This is a genomic window from Caulobacter soli (genome assembly GCF_011045195.1).
GTDB lineage: Bacteria > Pseudomonadota > Alphaproteobacteria > Caulobacterales > Caulobacteraceae > Caulobacter > Caulobacter soli.
Window position 1 is genome coordinate 4,410,712 of sequence record NZ_CP049199.1, and the last position, 20,786, is coordinate 4,431,497.

Consider the following 20,786-nt stretch of genomic DNA (forward strand, 5'->3'; position numbering starts at 1 on the left):
CAGAGGTTCGGCGAAGCAATCTCGCCTCGCTTGAACAATAAAATGCTCCACGCAGGAGCACATTAGGGGAAGCGTCATGAAGCGGCATCGCCGTCTAAGCACATCTGTATCGTTGATAGCGCTGTCAGCCGCCTGCATCACCGCAGGCCAGGCGCACGCTCAAGCGACGGATGACACCACCGTTCAGGAAGTTGTCGTCACGGGCATCCGTGGCTCCTTGCAGAAGAGCTTGAACATCAAGCGCGAGAATGTCGGGGTCGTCGACGCGATCTCGGCCGAGGACATCGGCAAGTTCCCGGACTCCAGCATCGGCGCCGCCATCCAGCGCATTCCCGGCATCTCGATCAGCCGTGGCGTCAGCAGCATGTCGGCCTCGGTGCCCACCTCGACCGGCGACGCCAGCGGCGTGACGGTTCGCGGGTTCGGCCCCAGCTTCAACGAGACGCTGTTCGATGGTCGTCAGGTGTCGTCGGGCACCGGCAACCGCGGGTTCGACTTCAGCGCCGTCGGCGCCGACTTCGTCTCGCAGGTCGACGTCATGAAGACCCCGGACGCCAGCCTCTCCAGCGGCGCGATCGGCGCCACGATCAACATCAAGTATCCCAAGCCGCTGGACCACACCGGCCTGCGGCTGGCGGGCTCGCTCTCGGGCTCCTATTCGCCCGAGGAAAAGAAGGCCACGCCGAACGGCGGCATCTTGTTCAGCAACACCTTCGCCAACGACACCTTCGGCGTCCTGGCCGTGGTGAACTATTCGGACAAGAAGACGCTGGGCAACCACGTCAACAACCAGGGCTGGGTCGGCACCACCTTCACCCCCGCCCAGTTGGCGACCCCGGGCGCCACCGGCAACACCACCGGCTGGTTCACCCAGGACTACGGCGTCTATCAGGAGCACACTCAGGACAAGCGCATCGACGGTCGCGTGGCCGTGCAGTGGCGCCCGACCGAGAACCTGCTGCTGACGCTGAACGACAACTACTCCAAGGACAAGCTGACCCAGGACCAGTACGGCTATTCGATCTGGTTCAACGGCGGCAACTTGACCAACGTCACGCTGAACTCGAACGGCACGGCGACCAACTTCATCCAGCCCGGCACGCCCACCGACTTCCAGGCGCAGTTCAACGGCCAGGTGCTGGAGAACAACGAGGTCGGCTTCAACGCCAAGTGGGACGTGAGCGAAAAGCTGAAGGTCGAGTTCGATGCTGACAGCGCTGTCTCTCGCCTGAACCCGGACGGCCAGCTGAGCAGCATCGACGTCGATGTCGGCTATGGCTCGTGCCGCACCGTCTGCACGAACAACAACAATGTCGGGGTCACCGGCTTTGGCGACAACAGCCTGCCGCACTCCACGGCCTTCGGCCCGAACGGCGACGCCTCGCGGTTCCTGGATCCCAGCCTCATGGGCTCGCACGTGGTTCCGATCACGAGCAACCAGAACAAGGACACCGTCACTCAGTTCAAGCTGATGGGCACGTGGACCGAGGAAAACATCAAGATCAGCGCCGGGGCCCACTACCTGGAAGACAAGCAGCAGCTGCGAAGCTACTCCGACTTCCAGAACAACCAGTGGCAGGCCTATGCCGGCTACGGCCCGGCGTCCGGCTCCGATCTCGGCGTGGCTCTGCCGGCCAACCTGTTCGGCAAGTCGTTCAGCACCAGCAACTTCATCTCCGGCTGGGACGGCAACGGCGGCCTGCCCGCCAGGATCCTGCAGTTCGATCCCTACGCGGTGCTCAACTACCTGCAAGGCCTGGGCAATCCGCAGACCAAGACCATCCCGGGCTTCAACACCGGCTGCTGCAATCCCAACTATGACGGCACGTACAAGACCATCGAGGTGCCGGGCAGCCACCAGAACATCAGTGAAAAGACCTTCGCGGCCTTCCTGAACGTGAACTTCGACACCGAGGTGGCCGACCGGCCGCTGAAGATCAATGTCGGCGTCCGCGAGGAAGAGACCCGCACCACGTCCGAAGGCATCGGCCAGCAACCGGTCAACCTGGCCCAGCAGGCCGGCGACGTCACCGCGCTCATCGCGACGTTCGGTCCCTCCTCGACCGTCACCGCGAAGAACAAGTATCGCTACCTGCTGCCGAACCTGGACCTGAACTACTCGATCACCGACAAGCTGAAGCTGCGGTTCGACGCTTCGCGCACCCTGACGCGTCCGCCGCTGAACTTCCTGACGCCGGTCACCAACGTCGCCTCGGCCCAACGGGTCGGCGCCCTGGTCGCCACCGGCGGCAATCCCGACCTGCTGCCCTTCCTGTCGGACAACCTGGACCTGGGCCTGGAGTGGTACTACTCGCCCAACTCCTACATCTCGATCGACGGGTTCACCAAGGAAGTCAGCAACTTCATCGTCAGCGGCACCACCCGCCAGACGATCAACAACGTGATCGACCCGACGACCGGCCAGCCCGGCCAGTTCAGCGTCACCACCAACGTCAACGGCCCGTCGGCCCAGGTTCGCGGCCTGGAAGCGGCGATCCAGCACGTGTTCGGCGAGACCGGCTTCGGCTTCCAGGCCAACGCCACCGTGGTCGACACCAACAAGCCGTACAATCCCAAGGACCTGTCGGTCGGCGGGTTCGCGGTGACGGGCCTGGCCAACTCGGCCAACCTGGTGGCCTTCTACGACAAGCACGGCTTCCAGGCCCGGATCGCGGTCAACTGGCGCGACGAGTACCTGGACCACTTCGGCCAGCACCAGAACACCTCGGCGTTCGGGTCCGAGCCGACCTTCGTGGACAGCAACACCCAGGTCGACTTCAGCACCAGCTACGACGTCAACCCGAACATCAGCGTCTATTTCGAGGCTCTGAACCTCAACAACTCGACCTACAGCACCCATGGTCGGTTTAGCGAGCAGCTCCTCGACGTGATCGACTTCGGTCGCCGCCTGACGTTCGGCGTCCACGTGAAGATGTAACCCACCACCTCCGACTTGCGGACGGGGCCGCCATCACCCTTGGCGGCCCCACTTTTTTCAATAATCTCAAGTGACTCGAACGCCTGACGCGCTCAGGCTGTCGACCAGCGTAGCGAGGCCGAACATGGTCCGACCCATCCAGAAGGTCGTTATCGTCGGGGGAGGCACGGCCGGCTGGCTGACCGCCGGCGTCATCGCCGCCCGCCATCAGGCGCGCATCCGCGGCGGAAGCTTCTCGGTCACCCTGGTGGAGTCGCCCAACGTGCCGATCATCGGCGTCGGCGAAGGCACCTGGCCCACCCTGCGCACCACGCTGGAAAAGATGGGGGTCTCGGAGACCGACCTCTTCCGCGAGTGCGACGCGGCCTTCAAGCAGGGCGCCAAGTTCGCCCGCTGGACCACCGGGGCGCAGGACGACGCCTACTATCATCCGCTGATGCTGCCGCAGGGCTTCGGCCAGGTGAACCTGGCCCCGCACTGGCTGGCCGACGGCCATGGCCGCTCGTTCAGCGAGCTGGTCTGTCCGCAGGAAGACCTGTGCGAAGACGGCCTGGCGCCCAAGACCATCACCACCCCCGAATACCAGGGCCAGGCGAACTACGCCTACCATCTGGACGCCGGCAAGCTGGCGCCGTTCCTGACCCGCCATTGCACCGAAAAGCTGGGCGTGACCCACGTGCGGGCCGACGTGAAGAGCGTCACCCAGGACGCGGCCGGCGACATCCAGAGCCTGGTCACCGAACAGGCCGGCGAGGTCGAGGGCGACCTGTTCGTCGACTGCACCGGCTTCAAGTCGCTGCTGCTGGGCCAGACCCTGGGCGTGCCGTTCAAGGACTGCGGCGACGTGCTGTTCTGCGACACGGCCCTGGCCGTGCAGGTGCCGTACGCGACGCCCGACGACCCGATGGCCTCGCACACCCTCTCGACCGCCCAGTCGGCCGGCTGGACCTGGGACATCGGCCTGCCCACCCGGCGCGGCGTCGGCTACGTCTATTCCAGCCGCCACATCAGCGAGGAAGACGCGCGCGCCGAACTGGCCGCCTATGTCGGTCCGGCGATCGAGGGGCTGAGCGTGCGCAAGATCGCCATCCGCTCGGGCCACCGCGAGACCTTCTGGAAGAACAATTGCGTGGCCGTCGGCCTGGCGGCCGGCTTCCTGGAGCCGCTGGAATCCTCGGCCATCGTGCTCATCGAGCTGTCGGCCAAGCTGATCGCCGAACAGATGCCGGCCAACCGCGAAGTGATGGACATCGTCGCCGCCCGCTTCAACGAGGTGACCCACTATCGCTGGGGCCGGATCATCGACTTCCTGAAGCTGCATTACGTGCTGACCCAGCGCACCGAGCCGTTCTGGGTCGACAACACCGACCCGGCCACCGTGCCCGAGCGGCTGCAAAACCTGCTGCGCCTGTGGAAATACCAGCCGCCCGGGCACCTGGACGAGTTCGACCGCCTGGACGAGGTGTTCCCCGCCGCCAGCTACCAGTACGTGCTCTACGGCATGGGCTTCCGCACCGAGGTCGATCCGCTGGAGGTCGAGGGCGGCAAGGCCCAGGCCAAGCGGTTCCTCAACGAGGCCGCCGCCCTGACCCAGGCGCTGCGCGCGCAGCTGCCCAAGAACCGCGACCTGGTCCGCAAGATCCAAGAATACGGCCTGCAGACGATCTAACCGCCAGACGACCTAACCGAAAGCGTCCCGCCCCGTGCCCAACATCGCCGTCCTCAACAGCCAGACCCACCGCGACCTCGCCGTCCGCACCGAGGCCGCCGCCCGGCTGGGCGACGGCGAGCGGTTCGTGCCGGTGGTCGTCACCGAGTTCTCCCACCTGGCCGCCCACTATCCGATCCTGCTGTCCAAGGACGCCAATACAGGCGGCTTCTATTTCGGGGCCATGCTGGGCTTCGACCCCGGCGAGAACCTGTTCCTAGACGAGAGTAAGGGCCACGACGCCTATCGCCCGCTGAACCTGCGGCGCGGACCGTTCTACACGGCCGGATCCGACCTGGCGGTGGACCTGGACCATCCGCGCCTGGCCGGCGCGGGCGGGCTGCGGGTGTTTTCCGAAGAGGGGCAGCCGACGGCCTATCTGGAAAGCGTCTTCGCCATCATGCGCGACCTGCGCCCCGGCGAGGAGATGACCAAGGTCTTCATCCAGACCCTGCTGGCCTTGAAGCTGATCGAGCCGATCGACATCGACGTCGGCTTCGACGACGGCACGACGCGCCAACTGCAGGGCCTCTACACCCTCAACCAGGACGCCCTGCGCGAGCTGCCGGACGACAAGGTCGTGGAGCTGTTCCGGCGCGGCTATCTGCAGCTGATCTATCTGGTGATCGGCTCGTTGAAGCAGATCCCCGTGCTGGCGCGGCGCAAGAACCTGCGCCTGCTCGACGGCAGCGAGGCGCTCGCGGGCGCGCTCTGATGACGGGAGCGATCCCCGAGATCGCCGGCGCCGACCTGCATGGCGCCGAGCAGTTCCGGCGCGAGGTGGTCGATCCCTGCCGGCCGCTGGTGATCCGCGGTCTGGTCGACCACTGGCCGGCGGTGCAAGCGGGCCTGGCCTCGCCCCGGGCCTTCGCCGACTACCTGGCCCCGTTCGACGCCGGCGGCCAGATGGAGGCCTTCGTCGGCCCGCCCCGCATCGCCGGGAAGTACTATTACGACGACGCGCTGAAGGGCTTCAATTTCGAGCGACGGCGCATGACGCTGGGCGCGGCGCTGGACGCCATCGTCGCCTCGCTGGGCGTGGCGGACGCGCCGTCGGTCTATGCCGGATCGCTACCGGTCGACGACTTCCTGCCGGGCTTTTCGGTGCGCAACGCCATGCCGCTGCTGGGCCCGACGATCGGGCCCCGCATCTGGCTGGGCCACGCCTCCAACGTCTCGTCGCACTACGACACCCTGGACAACCTCGCCTGCGTGGTGGCCGGAACGCGACGCTTCACCCTCTATTCGCCCGAGCTGATCGACGGGCTTTATGTGGGCCCGATCGACCACACCATGGCCGGCCAACCGATCAGCCTGGCCGCCTCCTCGCCGCCCGACGACGCGAAATATCCGAAGTTCGCCGCCGTCCGCGACCAGGCGCTAAGCGCCCAGCTTCAGCCCGGTGACGCCCTCTACCTGCCCAAGCTGTGGTGGCACCAGGTCGAGGCGACCGCCCCGTTCAACGGCCTGATCAACTACTGGTGGGACGCCTTCAGCGCCGGGCCGGACCAGCCCTATACCAGCCTGCTGCTGGCCATGATCGCGATCAGCGAGCGGCCCGAGGCCGAGCGACGCGGCTGGCGGGCCCTGTTCGACTACTACGTCTTCCGCCCGCACGGCCATCCGCTGGCCCACCTGCCAGACGACAGCCACGGCCTGCTGGGCCCGCTGAAACCCGACAACTACGGCCGGATCCGCGCCCGGATCATGCACCTGCTGCGGGGCGGGTGAGACGGATCAACATCCGGAATTCCCAAATTCCACCGTCATTCCCGCCCGAGCGCTCACGGGCACCGACTGCGCGCGGCCTTGAAACCCGCCGATGGCTTCCCGCCGTTTGCCTCCTTGCTCGTCGGACCAAGCCAGGATCGTCTCAAGGTCGCCGTAGAGGGTGGCGAGAACCTGCCCCCGCTTGGGTCCAGGCTCCAGCACGATCTTATCGATGACCGCCCGCAAGGCCTTAGCGGCCTCGTCGTGCTCGTCGGGCTCCTCCAGCGCGCGGGACAGCCGTTCGACCTTGCGCCGGTAGAGTTCAGCGACGTTGGGGTGAACATCTGGCACGTCGGCCGGCGCTTGATCTAGCCGCCGCTCGATCTCGTCGGCCTCGGCCTCCAGCACCTTCAAGCGCTCCATGAGCGGCCGGCTATAGCCGCCGTCCTCGATGGCCGCGACGATGCCAGCCACGGCCTTGCGAGCCTTCTCCAGGCGCTCCACCTCGGCGCCGCGATTGGCCCGGCGCATGTGGTTGAGGCGGTTGGTCTCCTCGATGAACGAGCGCATGGCCTGGGCGAAGGCCACCGGCTCCATGAGCCGATCCTTCAAACCCGCGAGCACCCGTTCCTCAAGCACGTCGCGAACGATGGTGCGGCTGTTGGTGCAGCCCTTGCCCATCACGTGGCTGACGCAGCCGAACCGATTGTTTCCGCGCTTGGCGACGGAGCCGCCGCACACCCCGCAGAACAGCAGGCCCGACAACATGGTCTTGGGTCGAACTGTCGCGGAAATCCCGGCTTGGCGGCCTTTGGCCAGGTTGGCCTCATAGATCCCCACGATCCCGGCTTGCTGCGCCCTGGCGGCCTGCCAAAGCTCGTCCGAGACGATCCGCAGGTGCGGGGCCTTCACATGCACCCACTCGCTTTCTGGATTGAACCTCGGCTCGGACCGGCCAGTGTCGGGGTTCTTCATCCGGCGACGGCGGTTCCAGATCATCTCGCCGATATAGAACTCGTTGTTGATGATCCCCGAGCCCAAGGCGCGGTTGCCCCGGATTGAGCTGTCGCCCCAGGTGGAGCCCCAAGGCGCCGCCACGCCCTCGCGGTTCAGCTCAATCGCGATTTGGCGCGGGCTCTTACCGGCGGCGTAGTCGCGGAAGATGCGGCGGACGACCTCGGCCTGCTCGGGAATGATCTCCCGCTCCCCGGTCGTGACCTTGCCCGAAGCGTCAATGGTTCGCACGACGCGGTAGCCGTAGGCGTTGCCGCACCCGACCTTGCCTGCCTCCACGCGGCCCCGGATTCCGCGATGGGTCTTGGCGGCGAGGTCTTTCAGGAACAGGGCATTCATCGTGCCCTTGAGGCCGACATGAAGCTCGGTGATCTCGCCCTCCGAGAGGGTGATGATCGGCACGCCCGCGAAGCGCAGACGTTTGAAGGCGGCGGCGATGTCCTCCTGATCGCGGCTGATCCGGTCCAGCGCCTCGGCCAGCACCATCTCGAACTTGCCGGCCGAGGCGTCGCGGATGAGCGCCTGCACGCCAGGGCGGAAGATCACCGTCGATCCGGATATCCCCGCATCCGAATAGGTCTCGACCACCGTCCAGCCCTGCTTGTCGGCGTGCATCCGGCAGATGCGGAACTGATCGTCGATGGAGTGCGGCGACTGCTTGTCGTCGGAGTAGCGGGCGTAGAGCGCAACGCGGGTCATGACCAAACCTCCAAGCTCAGGCCTCGCCGCTTTCGGCAGGGGCGTTGGCGGCCTCTTGAGCCGCGTAAAACCGCTCGCGCGCCATCTGCCGTCCCAGCAGCCGGGCGAACGTCATCACCACGGCGTCGATGGCGACCTCGGGCGAGGTCTCGTCGTTGGCGGCGGTGATGGTTTGGGAAGGCGGACCCTGCGTGTCGTCCATGCTTGGCTCCTCAAAGGCGGGAGCCAAAAGCGTTCGGCGCGTGTCGGCAGCGGTCAACGCAAGGGGATGAGTTGGCAGCGGCGCTGGCGTCGCATCAGCGGCGTCAAAGGGGGACGGCTGGGAAACTCCCGGCGTCAACGGGACAGGTACGACCAAGGCGAAATTAAATCGCTTTCCAGCCCTCAGACGCGTGAAACCGGCAACGATCGCAGAGGCGATACGCGACGATTTGGGGGTCTGGTCCCAAATCATTGCGGCTACCCGCGCAACGATCCGGCGGGCGCGAAGACCGCGCCGCAGCCAGGACAGCAGGCTTTGGAGAAGAAGACATGGGCCGCGCGGATGAACGGCCAATCCTCACTGTCTTCGCAGTAGTTGAGGCGAACGGCGACGGTGAGCATGGCCGTGGCGTCTTGAACGGTCCGAGGCTTGAGCTTCGACAGCGCTTTGAGGGCCGCGTCGCGGGCGTCGTGGAGGCGGTCGCACTCGGCGGTTATGGCGTCCATCTCCTTGCCCTCGGGCAAGGCGCTGATCTGGCGCTCGGTCAGCTTGAAATACGGGTACTGGGCGATGAGCGCGGTTTCCAGCTCTGACCAGCGTCGCCCAAGGCGGTCGATCTCGTAGTCTCGGGCAAGCCAGTCGGCGCACTGCGCGGAGATGCTGGCGGGCTCTACGGGCTCAGCTCCCCGCGCAGGCCCCGCCAACGGGATGACGGTCGCGCTGATCACCGCACGACGTGAGATAACAGGCAGGCGCGTGCCGTCGCCCGTCTTTCGACGCTGGCCCATAGCGTAGGTCCTGATTCAGTGAGTATCGTGAGGCTATCAGTCCGATTCCGCCAAATCAAACAAAAAGTGCCATACGGCTTAAAAAGATACATTCATGCTAACAGGTGCGCAAATCCGGGCGGGTAGAGCCCTGGTCGATTGGACGGGTGCCGATCTGGCAAAGGCGGCGGGCGTGTCCCTCCAAACCATCCGTCGAATGGAGGGTGAAGTGGGCACGGGCCGGAGTTCCGTGGCCAACGTGCAAGCCATCCGCCGAGCACTGGAAGAAGCTGGCGTTGAGTTTCTGGAGGCTGACGAGAAGGCCGGTACTGGCGCCGGCGTCCGCCTCAAACCTTAGTTTCGCGGTTAAGCCGCAGGCGCGAAGCGCCCAGCTAGGCTTAAACCGCTTGCCGAGCCCAAGCCGAGCGGAAAGCGACCGGTCAAGGGTGCGCAAAGCGCACCGCCGCAGGCGGCGGCGAAGCCGCCCTTGAGGGGGCGATCTCCGCTCGGCCCCCACGCTAACCGAAGCCCCCGCATCTGTAGCCCGCGATCAAGGCAAGAAGGGCAATTTGCGCGCGTTTGGGCCTTAGGTCCCGGTCAAGGGATTGAGTTCAAAGGCGTATTCGTCCGGTGAGGAACCTAGGGCTTCGGGCAGGTGCCTGTAAAAGACCAACACCATCAATGACATGGGGCCGCTAGGTCCCTGTCCTTTTATCTCGCCCTAGAAATTGGGGCCAGTTCGCGTCTTGAAATCCATGAATTTTGGGCTCTTCACAGGACCACGCCGCAGGCGACAAGCCGGGAAAATCCAGTGTGCAGACAACCGCATCCCGGCCACCTGGGCCGGATGCTTCAATCTTGCCGTCGAATTTTGCCGTCGAATTTTGAGGCTAGATCTAACGGCCAATACTCCGTCCGCCTCAGAGCTTCATGCTTCCGGCGTGTGCAACATGCCACCGGTCCCGTCCACTAGGTGTAGGAAGGTGCCGCCACCCAGGTTCATCACGGTCATGCTTGGTTTTTCGGCCGTCGCCCTGAACCGCTCGTCCTGCCAGACATCAACCTCCCAGTCCGGAAACAGCACGCGGCCGGTCTCATAGGCGCTTTGCGTGAAGGCCACGAGCAAGTTGATCCGGACCTGAAGGCCATCGCCTTCGAAGATATAGCGCCATTCCTGGAACGCATCGCCGAAGGCCCGGAGGTCTGCTCCCAACGCCGTGGCATCTCGGCCGGTCCTGCGCTGATAGCGGGTCGCGATCTCCAGTTTCACTTCTTGATCAAGACGCCCATAGAGCAGGCCGAGTTTATGGCCCTTCACAGGACCGGTTCCGGTCCCAACGGCGGCTAAACTCTTCAAGTAGAGTTCTGCGGCAAAGGCATAAGCGACGATTGCTGGGCAGACCGCGCTGATCGGTTTGCCGCTAGGTGCCGTAGCCACTTCGAGCGCGCGCAACGCGCTTTCGTGAAAAGAGATAGCAATCAGGAAGGCTTGCTGATCGCGCTTGGCCGGCCCCTGAGGAACGGGTGCGTTGATATCGTAGACCTTCACGGTGAGAACCCCGCTGAAACACGGTCCTGATTAGACCGAGTCCTCGCGATGACTGAGTCGATACGACGATGTTTCGCTTTAGGCTCGACGCCGCTTGAGTGCGATCCCAAGTTCCCGGATTGGCTGATAGCGGAATGGCTTCCAGTAGCGCGAACGCCTATCGATTGATCGTGGCGTCTTTAGCGTCGCCAGCTGCTTGGCCGGACCTAGGACGCAGAAGAACAATAACGATCGCCCGAAGGACATCGAAAATCCCAAGTAGCCATGGGCTGAATTGTAGGCGTGACGGAAGTGAAATTGGTCGCCGATGTCGACGTTTCCGCGCTCTCCAACCCGAAGCTCGCCGAACCAAGCCTCCGTCATTCGGCTGAGATCTTCCGCTGCTGGTGTTCCGACCTGAGCCCAGGCTACCAGCCGACGGAGGCGGTGATTGGCCATCTGGCCGGCCGTAACCCGATAGTACATCGCGTAGAGGATCTTGGTCGCGAACACCTCCAGGTGCCGGTGGGCAGCCGCTGTGATTGATGCGGTGGGCGGTGCGTCCCGTTCCCAGGCTTCAATCGGCACAATAGGCATGGCTTCAGGCGCGTTGTTGGCGACGCCCTCGACAAGGCGATACAGGTCTTCCTTTCTCAAATTCTCGCCGTTGTGATCGAACATGCGAATGTGCAGGGCGGAGACCTGCTCGCTCGCCGCAGCAGCGCGGTTGCATTCGCCGCAGGCGGGAAACTCGAATCCCTCCGGACCTGCCTTGTCCCGGAAGCAGATTCGAGCGGGAGCGTGATCGATTTCCTCAGACACCCGCTCGCCGTTGCAATAGCAACAGCGCGGATGTGCTGTGAAGAACGCGGCTCGTTCGCGCGCCTTGCGTTCGGCTCGCGTCGGGCGAGGCGCTGACGCGCGCACCTGGCTTTTGCCGGGATCGTCCTCATCCCGATTTTCAGCGATAGAAGCCTCGTCATCATTGGCCAAGCTGGTCACCTCTCGGCTGGCGGCGCAGCTTCATCCAGACCGTCTCCCATCATCGACTGATAGAAATCGCGCTGGGTGGCGTCGAAGTCATCGATTACCGCACTGGCTACTGTGCCTACTTCCTTGGCTGTTCTAGCGACCAGCTGAAGATTTTCTTCGGCGCCAAGGTTCGCGCCAGAGGCAGCTAAAATGGCGCAGTAAGCGCCGACCTGGGCGATGTCGGACATGATCCTGGCAGCGTGTGAATCTTCCAGCCCAATCCTTTCATCAGCGGGCCGGAACATCCGATCCAAATACAACTCCATTGCCCGGCAATCTGCGTGCGCGAGATGGCTCGCCATTCCATAGACATGGAGCAGAGAGGTCGCCCCAGCGCGCTTGGCGCCCGCTAAGCCGTCTAGACGCTGCAATACCTCTGGAAAGCTCCACTTTTGCTCAAGCCGTTTTCTGGCTGCCTTGTTCAGGGAAAGGTTGTTCCTGACTATGTTCTTTCGCTGCAGCAGTTTGAGCGAATTCCTTGCATCTTCTTTCTCGGGCGGCACGATCGCCTCTGCCAGTTCGGCCCTGTATGCGGTCTTTCGATCGGCAACCTCCCCGAGGGCTGTCCAATATTCCTTTAGCATTTCTGGCCGCTCACCTTCGGGGGTGAATGTGATGAGCATGAATTTGGCTGAGACTTCGTAGAATGTTCGGAGCAATATCTCGGCGTCGAAATCCAAACGAATTGCGACAAGCCTCAACACCGCATGGCCTCGGTCCAAAAGGTACCCGAGGAGAAGCCTCTGTGTAGGCTCGAACTCCTCCCAGTCTTGGCCAGGAATCGACTTTTCTACCAAATCATCCAGGATTTTCCGCTGGGCAACCTGGGCTGCATGCGTCGCTTGCAGGAGGTTGTTCATGCGAACCTCCTGTGCGGACGGGCCGTCGGGATGAGCTTCGGACAATGGCGCAACCAGCTCGCGTGAAAGGGTTCAATAAGGGTCGACACCCGGAATCATGGTGAGATGATCCGCTGTCAAACGAGCGGTGCAAGCACAAATGGCCGAGGCGCAGGAACGGGAGGTGCGAAGCTATTTCGCCTACGACGACGAAACGCGCGTATTTCTGAGCAGCCAGCTCCGGGTGTTCGCGGAGCTCCAGAAGACCGTTGTTGGCAAGTACCTACGCCCTGAGAACACCCAGCGGTTCCGACACGGTGGAGGGTGGAGCAATCCGGCGAATCCAGAGGCGCCGGAGGTGAAGTGGCACACTCACTCAGCCGAGACTGCAATTCGCTTCGAGGACATCGTCAACAACGATCTCTCCACGATCGACCGCACGTTCGCCGCCTTCAAGGAGGCCATGGAGCGGCAATTTGCAGAGATGCTCTATTCGACCGTGTCTGAAGCCGCTGAGCAGGTCGGCAATGTCGTCGATGCAAAAGCTCAGCCATCACTGGCCGACGCCTTCATGGCGACAATCGAAAAAATAGAATTCATGGCAGACAAGAACGGTGAGGTCAGCCTCCCAGAGGTGCATGTACACCCAGAGACCGGAGCCAAAATGATGGCGGCGCTAGAAGCGGCGCCACAGGAATTTAAAGACCGGCTTGAAGCCTTGAAGGCTCGCAAATCGGAGGAAGCGCTCACCCGCGAAGCTGAGCGCAAGACCAAGTTCGTCCGATACGGGCCTGCGTGATGCGAGTCCTGATCGCGATCGGCTGCAACGCCTACGACCATCAGAATCCTCTCACCGGCGCCGAAGGCGATGCGCAGAGGATATTTGATACGCTCACCCGACCTGAGCTTGGTGATTATGATCGGGCTAGATCTCGACTCCTTCTTTCCCCTTCGTCGGGAGAGGTTCGTAATGCATTGCGGGAAGTTCTGTTCTCGAACGGCGCCGTCGACACCTTCACGTTCTTCTTTGCCGGTCACGGCGGCGTTCGAGGCGGCAGCTTTTACATGCTCGTGCGAGACTCGGTCTCGGCCGCTCTTTCGTTCTCGGCCCTCTCGCTCTCGGACCTGTTCCTAGCGCTCAACGAGGCCGCGCCCTCGCAAAGCAATATCATTATCGACGCCTGTGAAGCCGGTGGTCTGATCTCGGACCTGAATACCCTGCTCAAATCCAACGTGCTCGGTGATGCTGACACGCCCGGCGTCACACTCGTGGCGACTGCCGCCCAAGACCAATACTCGGGCGAAACCGCGGCAGGTGGTTTTGGCACCAACGCCATTTTGGACTGCATCGAAGGGCGGGCGCTCGTGCAAGACACGACCAGTGCGCTGGACCTGGTCGAGATTGGGAGACACGTCTCAACCACGTTGCGCGCATCGACCGACCAAACCCCGGTCGTGTGGGGCCTCAACCTTTATGGACCTCCTAGGTTCTGCCGGAATCCCCGCTACGGCGCCGATCCATCTCGGCCGTTGCGCGAGGTTCTTCAGGCTTGGCCGGCGGCGAGCGATACCACCGTGCGCGCGAACTACGATGCACTGTGGCGCGTGTATGCGTCGACCAGCGGCGTGTGGAATGCGAGGGAGTTTGCGACGGTCGTCAAATCCGCCATCGCGCCCCTAGTGGAGACGCCTGAAGCACTCGCCGGGTTCGTCGAGCGTCTGGGAGCGGCGGTCCAGGAGCGGGCTCAGCTATCAGACGATGTGTTCCGACCGGCGTTGACGGGTGCCGCGCTGGCCGTGTGCCTGATGCCGTACCTCGGTCATGAATTGATCCGGCGACAGGTGCGAGCTCTTCAATCTGAGATCGGCGGCACGCTGATCGCGGCAGCCCTGCATCTCGGCGACGATCTTGAGGGAGATCGTTTTGCGCTCCTTGCGCGTAGGGGTGGAGGGCTCGCGGACCTCTTCTACCTGCCCTTGAGAATTGCGAATGTCCTTGGCTGGACAGCTGCTGCTCGATGGATGTTTGACGACGATGCTTCTCAACGGGACGAGGCGGCTGAAGCGTTTACAAGGGTCCTGCGACTCGTCCTGACGCACAATTCCGGCTCGGTGGTTGCCATGAGCGACGCGCAGGCCCCCTGTTGGGCGGTAGCTCTGACCGGCGCAAGGGAGTTGGGTCTGGTCGAAGAGGCAGAGGCGCTCGCCGGGTTGCTTTTCGGTTCGCTGACGGACTGCGGAGGGCAAATTGCCCGCGATGACATACCGGCCGATAAGGTCCTGAACTACTTGCTGGCCCGAAGAACTGGTGCCTTTGACCGCGCTCCCGATCTCGTCGAGCGCCCTGCTGAGACAACGGCGGTGCTTCTTCGGGCCGCAAGCCTACTCGGCCTCAGCGACATCTTCGACGAAAGCATGTGGGAGTTGGATGGTCACGCCTTCACCGCATACCTGCCAGGAGACTTTGCGAACTTCGATGAAGAGCGAATGGATGGCGGCACCAACCTCATCTGGACAGTCGGACACGATGTTTTCCGAGTGGCCGATGTCGTCAATGGGTGGCCGTCTTCCGAGGTGCAGCCTGAAAATCCGATAGTGGCAGCTAACGCGATCCTGTCGTCTCTGCTCTTCCTTGACCGAACTCCCTGGTTTGCGTTCGGAGCAATCCGGGCACCGGAGATCACGGGCGCCGAGCCCGCCGCGTAGGATGTCCAGCTTCCCCGCGATCGCCTCGTCAGAAGCACTGTTTTCCCGGTCGTCGCTAACAGCGCGGCCTTCGCCGGTGCCTGCCGAGGCTGGGATTTACGCTTGGTTCTTTCGTAAACCTCTGCCCGGCGTTGACGTTTCCGGCTGCTATCAACTCGACGGCTACACCCTGCTCTACATCGGGATCTCACCGAAAGAGCCCTCGCGCGATGGCTTCAGAACGTCGCGTTCCAATCTGCGGCAGAGGCTCCGTACCCATATTGGCGGCAACGCCGAAGGGTCGACGCTCAGAAAGACCTTGGGGTGTCTTCTCGCTCCTGAGACCGGCTTTCCTTTGCGGCGGGTGGGAACGGGGCGGCGCCTGACCTTCACCAATCCAGGAGAGAGGGCGCTCGACGCCTGGATGGATGAGAATGCGTTCGTCACTTGGCAGGTGACGGCGGCGCCTTGGAATCTCGAGCGCCAGATTTTGAGCTCCGGCTTGCCTCTGCCGCTCAACATTCGAGACAATCCATGTGAGGCGCACGTGAATGCCGTCAGGGCAATTCGAGGAGCGGCAGTCTCGGCTGCACTAGAGCTCCCCATTGTCGCCGATAGCGGCGGACCGCGCCGGCTCGCGGCCAGCGCGTCAAAGAGCAACGAGCAATTGTCTTGAGCGATAGGGCAGTGGGGCGGCGGCGAGTTCATTCATGTCCACCGAAAAGCGATATCCCAAGACCGAGGCCATGCTCTCGGCCATCAATCTTTGGACTCGGCCACTCGTCGATCACCCGGCGTTCCGCCAGCTGATCCGCTCCAAGATCGGTTCGGCGCGCGACTGGGAAGACGACTGGCGGGCGACGGGCGAGCGGATCGGCGAGGTGATGATACGCGAACCCCTGGCTTCGCAGCATGACGCCGTCATTCAGTTCTACAATTTGTGGAGTACTGCCGAGCGACTAAAGACGACGGAGTTCTACTTCCGGCGCTACCCCTTCCGAGGCCTGCCGGTGAATCCCCACGAGCACCTCGAAAATGTGTGTGGGATGTACTTCGGCCACTTTTACATCTTTCAGGAGCGGCTGAAGGTCTTCTTCGCGGCCCTGGCCAAGGCGTGCCCTGAGGCCGACATCGACGCGGGCGGGGTGATCAAGCTTTACAAGGGCCGCTTCAAACCCGAGCTGACGGAGCGCAACGGCGGCACGCACATCGCTCCCTTCGACGACCTGACGATCAGCGCGGTGATGCTACGCGACCTTGCGGATCTTAAGGATCCTACTGGAGCGCGGATGGCTACGCGTTACGCCTATCGCAAGGCCGCGCGCGAATGGGCAGGCCACGCTCGGCGTGGCGGTGAACGCGTCGCCGTTTTCCTAGAGGGCGTGGCGGGAGGAGTGCTGCCGGTGGCCAAGTTCCTGGGCACCCCGCCGTCGCCGGGACCCGACGACTTGCAAACCCGATAAGCCATCGCGGGTGCCTAGCTCCCGGCAAATGCACGCCGAGCTCCCGGAGGGTCTTTTCCCCTCCAGCGCTGGGCGCCATCTTTTGCGCTGATGATGACTGCTACGTGCATTTACTGTGATGAGGGCGACCCGGGGAAATTCGCGGGGCGTGAACACGTCATCCCCCAAGCCTTCGGGAGCTTCGGTGGACAAACGCCAACGCTGAAATGCGTCTGCGACCCCTGCAATGGCGCTCTAGGGCGGGAGTTGGACCAGATGCTCGCGCGTGAGACGCTGGAGGGCTTGGCACGCTATGGTCAAGGACGACTGTCCAAGGAGATGCGTCCGCAGCGACGATTGCGCTTTACTCTGGCTGACGAGACTGAAGCTGGCGGGATGCTGGGCGCTGCCATCACCGGTCTCGACCCGACGACTAATCAGCTCATGCCGCTAGCGACCCAGCTCCAAATTGAGAACAGGCAGACCGGAAAGACCGAAATTTTCACCCGCGAAGCCCTAGGAAGCTTTGATCTACCCGACGAGGTCTATGGGCCGCCTGGCGCGCGCAAGCTCACTATCTTCGCCCCCTCAAAGGAGGAGCATGACGCCTTCCTCGACGAGTTGAACCAAGCCGGCTTCGACATGCGGATGCAGGGGCCATCCCAACTCGGCATCAATCCGAGCGCGGACGAGACTGGTCAGGCAACGCTCGGAATCCATATCGAGGGCACGTTCGATCAACTTCACCGCCGAGCGCTGGCCAAGATCTGCCTGAACTTCGCCGCCTTCTATCTAGGTGATGAAGTTGGCTCCCCGCGCTGGACCAATCTCAAGCGCTTTATCCGGTACGGCGAAGGCGAACTCGGTGCCCGTCTGTCTGACGGTCCATTCTGGACGGGCCAGGAGACCGCGACCATGCGTTTTCCGGACGCCATCAATGTCAGGCTGGAGAACCACGAGCGCGGCGTCGTCGGCGTTATCCAATTCTACAATCGCTACACCTATGAACTCCTACTGCTCGAAGGCCAACGACTTGATCGAGAGATCGCCGCGCGGTTTGAGGATGGCCAGGAACCGACCCTGGGTACCCGAGGTCGTCCGTCCTAGCCGCCTGCTGCGTCCGCAACCGGCTGCCGGGGCCTCACGCTGTCCCGTCTGCCAGTAGCGCTCGGCGAGCGCGCCTTTCGCGGCGTATTGCGTGCGGTTCAAAGCCAGATACTGGAGGCCGTTTGCATATTTGGGCCTAGATACGCCGGGTAAGACTCGAACCGCTAGATGGCCACCGCGAGCAATTGTCGGTCTCGGTCAACACCCGCCCTTGTGGCGGGAACCCCTGGCTCAGCTGACGGTGAAACGAAATGGCGCGCTGGCGCGCCACACCCCCCGCACCTGCGGCGGATAGAGGGGTTCCTGCCACAAGGGCGGGAATGACGGCTGTGAAGGGGTTTGGAGATTGCCGACCACTCATGCGCTCGTCGCCGCGAAATAATATGGGACCGGTAACAAAAGTTCGTTGACGAGGGTCCGCCGAGCGCGAAAGCTGCGCCCGAGCCTGGAGAGACATCCGGGACGGGAGGACACCATGAAACACCTGACGCGGCCCCTGGCCGCCGCCGCGCTCGCCGCGAGCCTGCTGGCGACTACCGCCCCCGCCGCGCTGGCCCAAGCCCCCGCCAAGCCTCCGCCCGCCGCCGCCCTGAAGCTCAACGCCAAGGGCTATCTGGAGACCCCGGGCCTCAACGTCCTGGTGTTCAGTAACGGCTCCGAGGACCTGTTCAACGACGCCAAGATGAGCGGGGTCGAACTGATCCAGCACGGGGTGCGCACCGTCACCAACGGCGACGTGCGGCTGAGCCCCACGCCCGGCCAGTGGGACCCGATGGCCAAGCTGGTCGCGCGCAAGGTCGACCCGGCCACCGGCGCGATCACCGCCACCCTGGCGTTCGTCGGCCAGGACTTCGGCTACACGATCCGCGTCGAGCCGCGCGGCGAGGCCTTCACCGTCAGCGTCACCCTCGACAAGCCCCTGCCCGCCGCCCTGGAGGGCAAGGCCGGGTTCAATCTCGAGGTCCTGCCCTCGGCCTATTTCCGCAAGACCTTCCTGGCCGACGGCAAGCCGGGAAGCTTCCCGCTCTATCCCAGCAGCCCGATGGCCGCGCCGATCGACGGCCGCGCCGAGCCCCTGCCGCTGACCACCGCCAGCCGCTTCGTGCTGGCCCCGGAGGACCCGACGCGGCGGATCACCATCACCGGCACGGCGCCCCTGTCGCTGTATGACGGCCGCAACCAGGCTCAGAACGGCTGGTACGTGCTGCGCGCCCTCCTCCCCGCCGGCAAGACGGGCCGGGTGATCGAATGGACCGTCTCGGCCAACGCCCTGCCCGGCTGGGTGCGCCCGCCCTCGATCGCTCACTCCCAGTTGGGCTATATGCCCGGCCAGAAGAAGGTGGCGATCATAGAGCGCGACCCGGCCGATCCGCCCAAGGCCCAGGCCCGGCTGCTGAAGGTGAGCGAGACCGGCGCCTTCACCCCCGTTCTGACCAGCGCCTTGAGCGCCTGGCGGCCTTGGCTGCGCTACGCCTACGCCGATTTCGACTTCTCGTCGGTGACCGCGCCGGGCCTCTACGTGATCGACTACGCCGGCCGGCGCACCGCGCCGTTCCGCATCGATCCGGCCCTCTATGACGACGCCTGGCACCCGACCCTGGACGTCTATTTCCCGGTCGCCATGGACCATATGTTCGTCAACGAGGCCTATCGCGTCTGGCACGGCGACGCCCATCGCGACGACGCCCTGCAGGCCCCGCTCAATCACGAACACCTGGACCTCTACGCCCAGGGCCCCACCACCGACACGCCGTTCAAGCCGATGGAGCACATCCCCGGCCTCAATGTCGGCGGCTGGTTCGACGCGGGCGACTTCGACATCCGCACCCAGACCCACTACGCGGTCGTGCGCACCCTGGTCGACACGTGGGAGCAGTTCCGCCCGACCCGCGACGAGACCTCGATCGACGAGACCCGCCGCCACGTCGCGATCCACGTCCCCGACGGCGCGCCCGACCTGCTGCAGCAGATCGAGCACGGCACGCTGCAACTGCTGGCCCAGCACAAGGCGGTCGGCCACGCGATCCACGGCATCGTCGAGCCGGACCTCGGGCAGTACACCCACCTGGGCGACGCGGTGACCAAGACCGACGGCCTGGTCTATGACCCCGCCCTCGGCCCCGACCAGGCCAAGGACGGCCGCAGCGGGGTGAAGGACGACCGCTGGGCCTTCACCAGCAAGTCGACGCCGCTGAACTACGGCTCGATCGCCGCCCTGGCCGCGGCCAGCCGGGCCCTGCGCGGCTATCGCGACGCGCTCGCCGATGACTGCCTGGCCACCGCCCAGCGGGTCTGGGACGACGAGCACAGCCACGCCCCCGACCTTTTCCACCACGGCAACACCACCGGCGGCGACCTGGTCGACGAGGAGTTCAGCGCCGCTGTCGAGCTGCTGATCACGACCAAGGACCCGAAGTACGCCGCGCGGATCGACGCGCTGTGGCCCAAGGTCGAGCCGCGCTTCGTCCAGAACGCCGACCTCGCCGCCCGCGCGGTCCCGTTCATGCCGCCGGCCTTCAAGGCGCGGATGGAACCGGCGGTGCGGGCCTACAAGGCCAAGAGCGACGCGCTGCTGGCCGAGAACCCGTTCGGCGTGCCGATCGCCATGGGCGGCTGGGCCGGCAGCGGCGGCGTCGCCGAGTTCGGCCTGACCCACTGGGCCCTGCACCGCGCCTTCCCCGAGATCATCGACGGCCAGGCGGTGTTCCGGTCGCTGAACTACCTCTATGGAACCCATCCGGGCTCGGACATCTCGCTGGTCTCGGCCGTGGGCACGGTCTCGAAGGAAGTCGCCTACGGCAACAACCGCGCCGACTTCAGCTTCATCGCCGGCGGCGTCGTCCCCGGCGAACTGATCGTCAAGCCGGACTTCCCCGAGAACAAGGAGGACTGGCCGTTCTTCTGGGGCGAGAACGAGTACGTCGTGAACGTGGGGGCCAGCTACATTCAGCTGGTCAACGCGGCGGCGGCGCTGGCGCGGGAGAAGCACTAGCGCTCCCCTCAACACCGTCATCCCGGGCCTCGTGCCCGGGACCCCTGGTTCAGCAGACGGTGAAGCACATTGGCGCGCTGGCGCGCCACATCTCTGCACCTGCGGCGGACAGAGGGGTCCCGG

16 protein-coding genes are annotated in these 20,786 nt (G+C 64.2%); 10 read left to right on the forward strand and 6 right to left on the reverse strand.

The annotated features are described in order from the left end of the window. Positions 1-76: 76 nt before the first annotated feature. From G3M62_RS20470 to G3M62_RS20485, 4 genes are all read left to right on the forward strand, one after another. Positions 77-2,938, forward strand: a complete 2,862-nt coding sequence (locus G3M62_RS20470; protein WP_165190376.1) for a TonB-dependent receptor — start codon at positions 77-79, stop codon at positions 2,936-2,938. Between the two features lie 124 nt (positions 2,939-3,062). After that, positions 3,063-4,607, forward strand: coding sequence for a tryptophan halogenase family protein (locus tag G3M62_RS20475; protein WP_165190378.1), 1,545 nt, complete (start codon positions 3,063-3,065; stop codon positions 4,605-4,607). Between the two features lie 34 nt (positions 4,608-4,641). Beyond that, positions 4,642-5,361, forward strand: a complete 720-nt coding sequence (locus G3M62_RS20480; protein WP_165190380.1) for a SapC family protein — start codon at positions 4,642-4,644, stop codon at positions 5,359-5,361. Then, on the forward strand, positions 5,361-6,377 hold the full coding sequence (locus G3M62_RS20485; RefSeq protein ID WP_165190382.1) for a cupin-like domain-containing protein: 1,017 nt from the start codon (positions 5,361-5,363) through the stop codon (positions 6,375-6,377). The genes G3M62_RS20480 and G3M62_RS20485 overlap by 1 nt, the downstream gene beginning before the upstream one ends. A gap of 6 nt (positions 6,378-6,383) precedes the next feature. Here the strand turns inward: G3M62_RS20485 and G3M62_RS20490 are convergent, their stop codons facing one another. The 6 genes from G3M62_RS20490 to G3M62_RS20515 all read right to left on the reverse strand — a co-directional run bounded on the left by G3M62_RS20490 (position 6,384) and on the right by G3M62_RS20515 (position 12,458). Continuing rightward, the gene (locus tag G3M62_RS20490; protein WP_165190384.1) at positions 6,384-8,069 is read right to left on the reverse strand and encodes a recombinase family protein; all 1,686 of its coding nucleotides are present in this window, start codon (positions 8,067-8,069) and stop codon (positions 6,384-6,386) included. A 16-nt stretch (positions 8,070-8,085) separates the two neighbouring features. Further along, positions 8,086-8,271: a hypothetical protein gene (locus G3M62_RS20495; protein ID WP_165190386.1), complete on the reverse strand. Its 186-nt coding sequence runs from the start codon at positions 8,269-8,271 to the stop codon at positions 8,086-8,088. Between the two features lie 257 nt (positions 8,272-8,528). Then, positions 8,529-9,059, reverse strand: a complete 531-nt coding sequence (locus tag G3M62_RS20500; protein WP_165190388.1) for a hypothetical protein — start codon at positions 9,057-9,059, stop codon at positions 8,529-8,531. Positions 9,060-9,966: 907 nt separating this feature from the next. Next, positions 9,967-10,587 (reverse strand): hypothetical protein, encoded by a 621-nt coding sequence (locus G3M62_RS20505; RefSeq protein WP_165190390.1) that lies wholly within the window; start codon positions 10,585-10,587, stop codon positions 9,967-9,969. A gap of 78 nt (positions 10,588-10,665) precedes the next feature. Further along, the gene (locus tag G3M62_RS20510) at positions 10,666-11,559 is read right to left on the reverse strand and encodes a hypothetical protein (protein WP_165190392.1); all 894 of its coding nucleotides are present in this window, start codon (positions 11,557-11,559) and stop codon (positions 10,666-10,668) included. A gap of 5 nt (positions 11,560-11,564) precedes the next feature. Next, positions 11,565-12,458, reverse strand: a complete 894-nt coding sequence (locus G3M62_RS20515) for a DUF5677 domain-containing protein (RefSeq protein WP_165190394.1) — start codon at positions 12,456-12,458, stop codon at positions 11,565-11,567. A gap of 139 nt (positions 12,459-12,597) precedes the next feature. On the opposite strand from G3M62_RS20515, the gene G3M62_RS20520 reads away from it, so the two are divergent. The 6 genes from G3M62_RS20520 (at position 12,598) to G3M62_RS20545 (ending at position 20,663) form a co-directional block, all read left to right on the forward strand. After that, the gene (locus G3M62_RS20520; protein WP_165190396.1) at positions 12,598-13,236 is read left to right on the forward strand and encodes a hypothetical protein; all 639 of its coding nucleotides are present in this window, start codon (positions 12,598-12,600) and stop codon (positions 13,234-13,236) included. Then, positions 13,236-15,143, forward strand: coding sequence for a caspase family protein (locus tag G3M62_RS20525; protein ID WP_165190398.1), 1,908 nt, complete (start codon positions 13,236-13,238; stop codon positions 15,141-15,143). Before G3M62_RS20520 ends, G3M62_RS20525 begins: the two co-directional genes overlap by 1 nt. Position 15,144: 1 nt before the next feature. Continuing rightward, the gene (locus G3M62_RS20530; protein ID WP_165190400.1) at positions 15,145-15,798 is read left to right on the forward strand and encodes a GIY-YIG nuclease family protein; all 654 of its coding nucleotides are present in this window, start codon (positions 15,145-15,147) and stop codon (positions 15,796-15,798) included. A gap of 34 nt (positions 15,799-15,832) precedes the next feature. Continuing rightward, positions 15,833-16,585 carry a hypothetical protein gene (locus tag G3M62_RS20535; RefSeq protein WP_165190402.1) on the forward strand — a complete coding sequence of 251 codons (753 nt, stop codon included), beginning with the start codon at positions 15,833-15,835 and terminating at the stop codon, positions 16,583-16,585. Positions 16,586-16,678: 93 nt separating this feature from the next. After that, positions 16,679-17,671: an HNH endonuclease gene (locus tag G3M62_RS20540; protein WP_281360100.1), complete on the forward strand. Its 993-nt coding sequence runs from the start codon at positions 16,679-16,681 to the stop codon at positions 17,669-17,671. Between the two features lie 475 nt (positions 17,672-18,146). Then, complete coding sequence (locus G3M62_RS20545) at positions 18,147-20,663, forward strand: glycoside hydrolase family 9 protein (RefSeq protein ID WP_165190406.1); 2,517 nt, start codon at positions 18,147-18,149, stop codon at positions 20,661-20,663. Positions 20,664-20,786 lie beyond the last annotated feature (123 nt).

Coding starts and splice junctions, on each gene's coding strand:
- G3M62_RS20475 (WP_165190378.1), top strand. CDS start 3,063: ATGGTCCGACCCATCCAGAAGGTCGTTATCGTCGGGGGAGGCACGGCC.
- G3M62_RS20545 (WP_165190406.1), top strand. CDS start 18,147: ATGAAACACCTGACGCGGCCCCTGGCCGCCGCCGCGCTCGCCGCGAGC.
- G3M62_RS20485 (WP_165190382.1), top strand. CDS start 5,361: ATGACGGGAGCGATCCCCGAGATCGCCGGCGCCGACCTGCATGGCGCC.
- G3M62_RS20535 (WP_165190402.1), top strand. CDS start 15,833: ATGTCCACCGAAAAGCGATATCCCAAGACCGAGGCCATGCTCTCGGCC.
- G3M62_RS20470 (WP_165190376.1), top strand. CDS start 77: ATGAAGCGGCATCGCCGTCTAAGCACATCTGTATCGTTGATAGCGCTG.
- G3M62_RS20520 (WP_165190396.1), top strand. CDS start 12,598: ATGGCCGAGGCGCAGGAACGGGAGGTGCGAAGCTATTTCGCCTACGAC.
- G3M62_RS20515 (WP_165190394.1), bottom strand. CDS start 12,458: ATGAACAACCTCCTGCAAGCGACGCATGCAGCCCAGGTTGCCCAGCGG.
- G3M62_RS20525 (WP_165190398.1), top strand. CDS start 13,236: ATGCGAGTCCTGATCGCGATCGGCTGCAACGCCTACGACCATCAGAAT.
- G3M62_RS20530 (WP_165190400.1), top strand. CDS start 15,145: ATGTCCAGCTTCCCCGCGATCGCCTCGTCAGAAGCACTGTTTTCCCGG.
- G3M62_RS20500 (WP_165190388.1), bottom strand. CDS start 9,059: ATGGGCCAGCGTCGAAAGACGGGCGACGGCACGCGCCTGCCTGTTATC.
- G3M62_RS20495 (WP_165190386.1), bottom strand. CDS start 8,271: ATGGACGACACGCAGGGTCCGCCTTCCCAAACCATCACCGCCGCCAAC.
- G3M62_RS20540 (WP_281360100.1), top strand. CDS start 16,679: ATGACTGCTACGTGCATTTACTGTGATGAGGGCGACCCGGGGAAATTC.
- G3M62_RS20490 (WP_165190384.1), bottom strand. CDS start 8,069: ATGACCCGCGTTGCGCTCTACGCCCGCTACTCCGACGACAAGCAGTCG.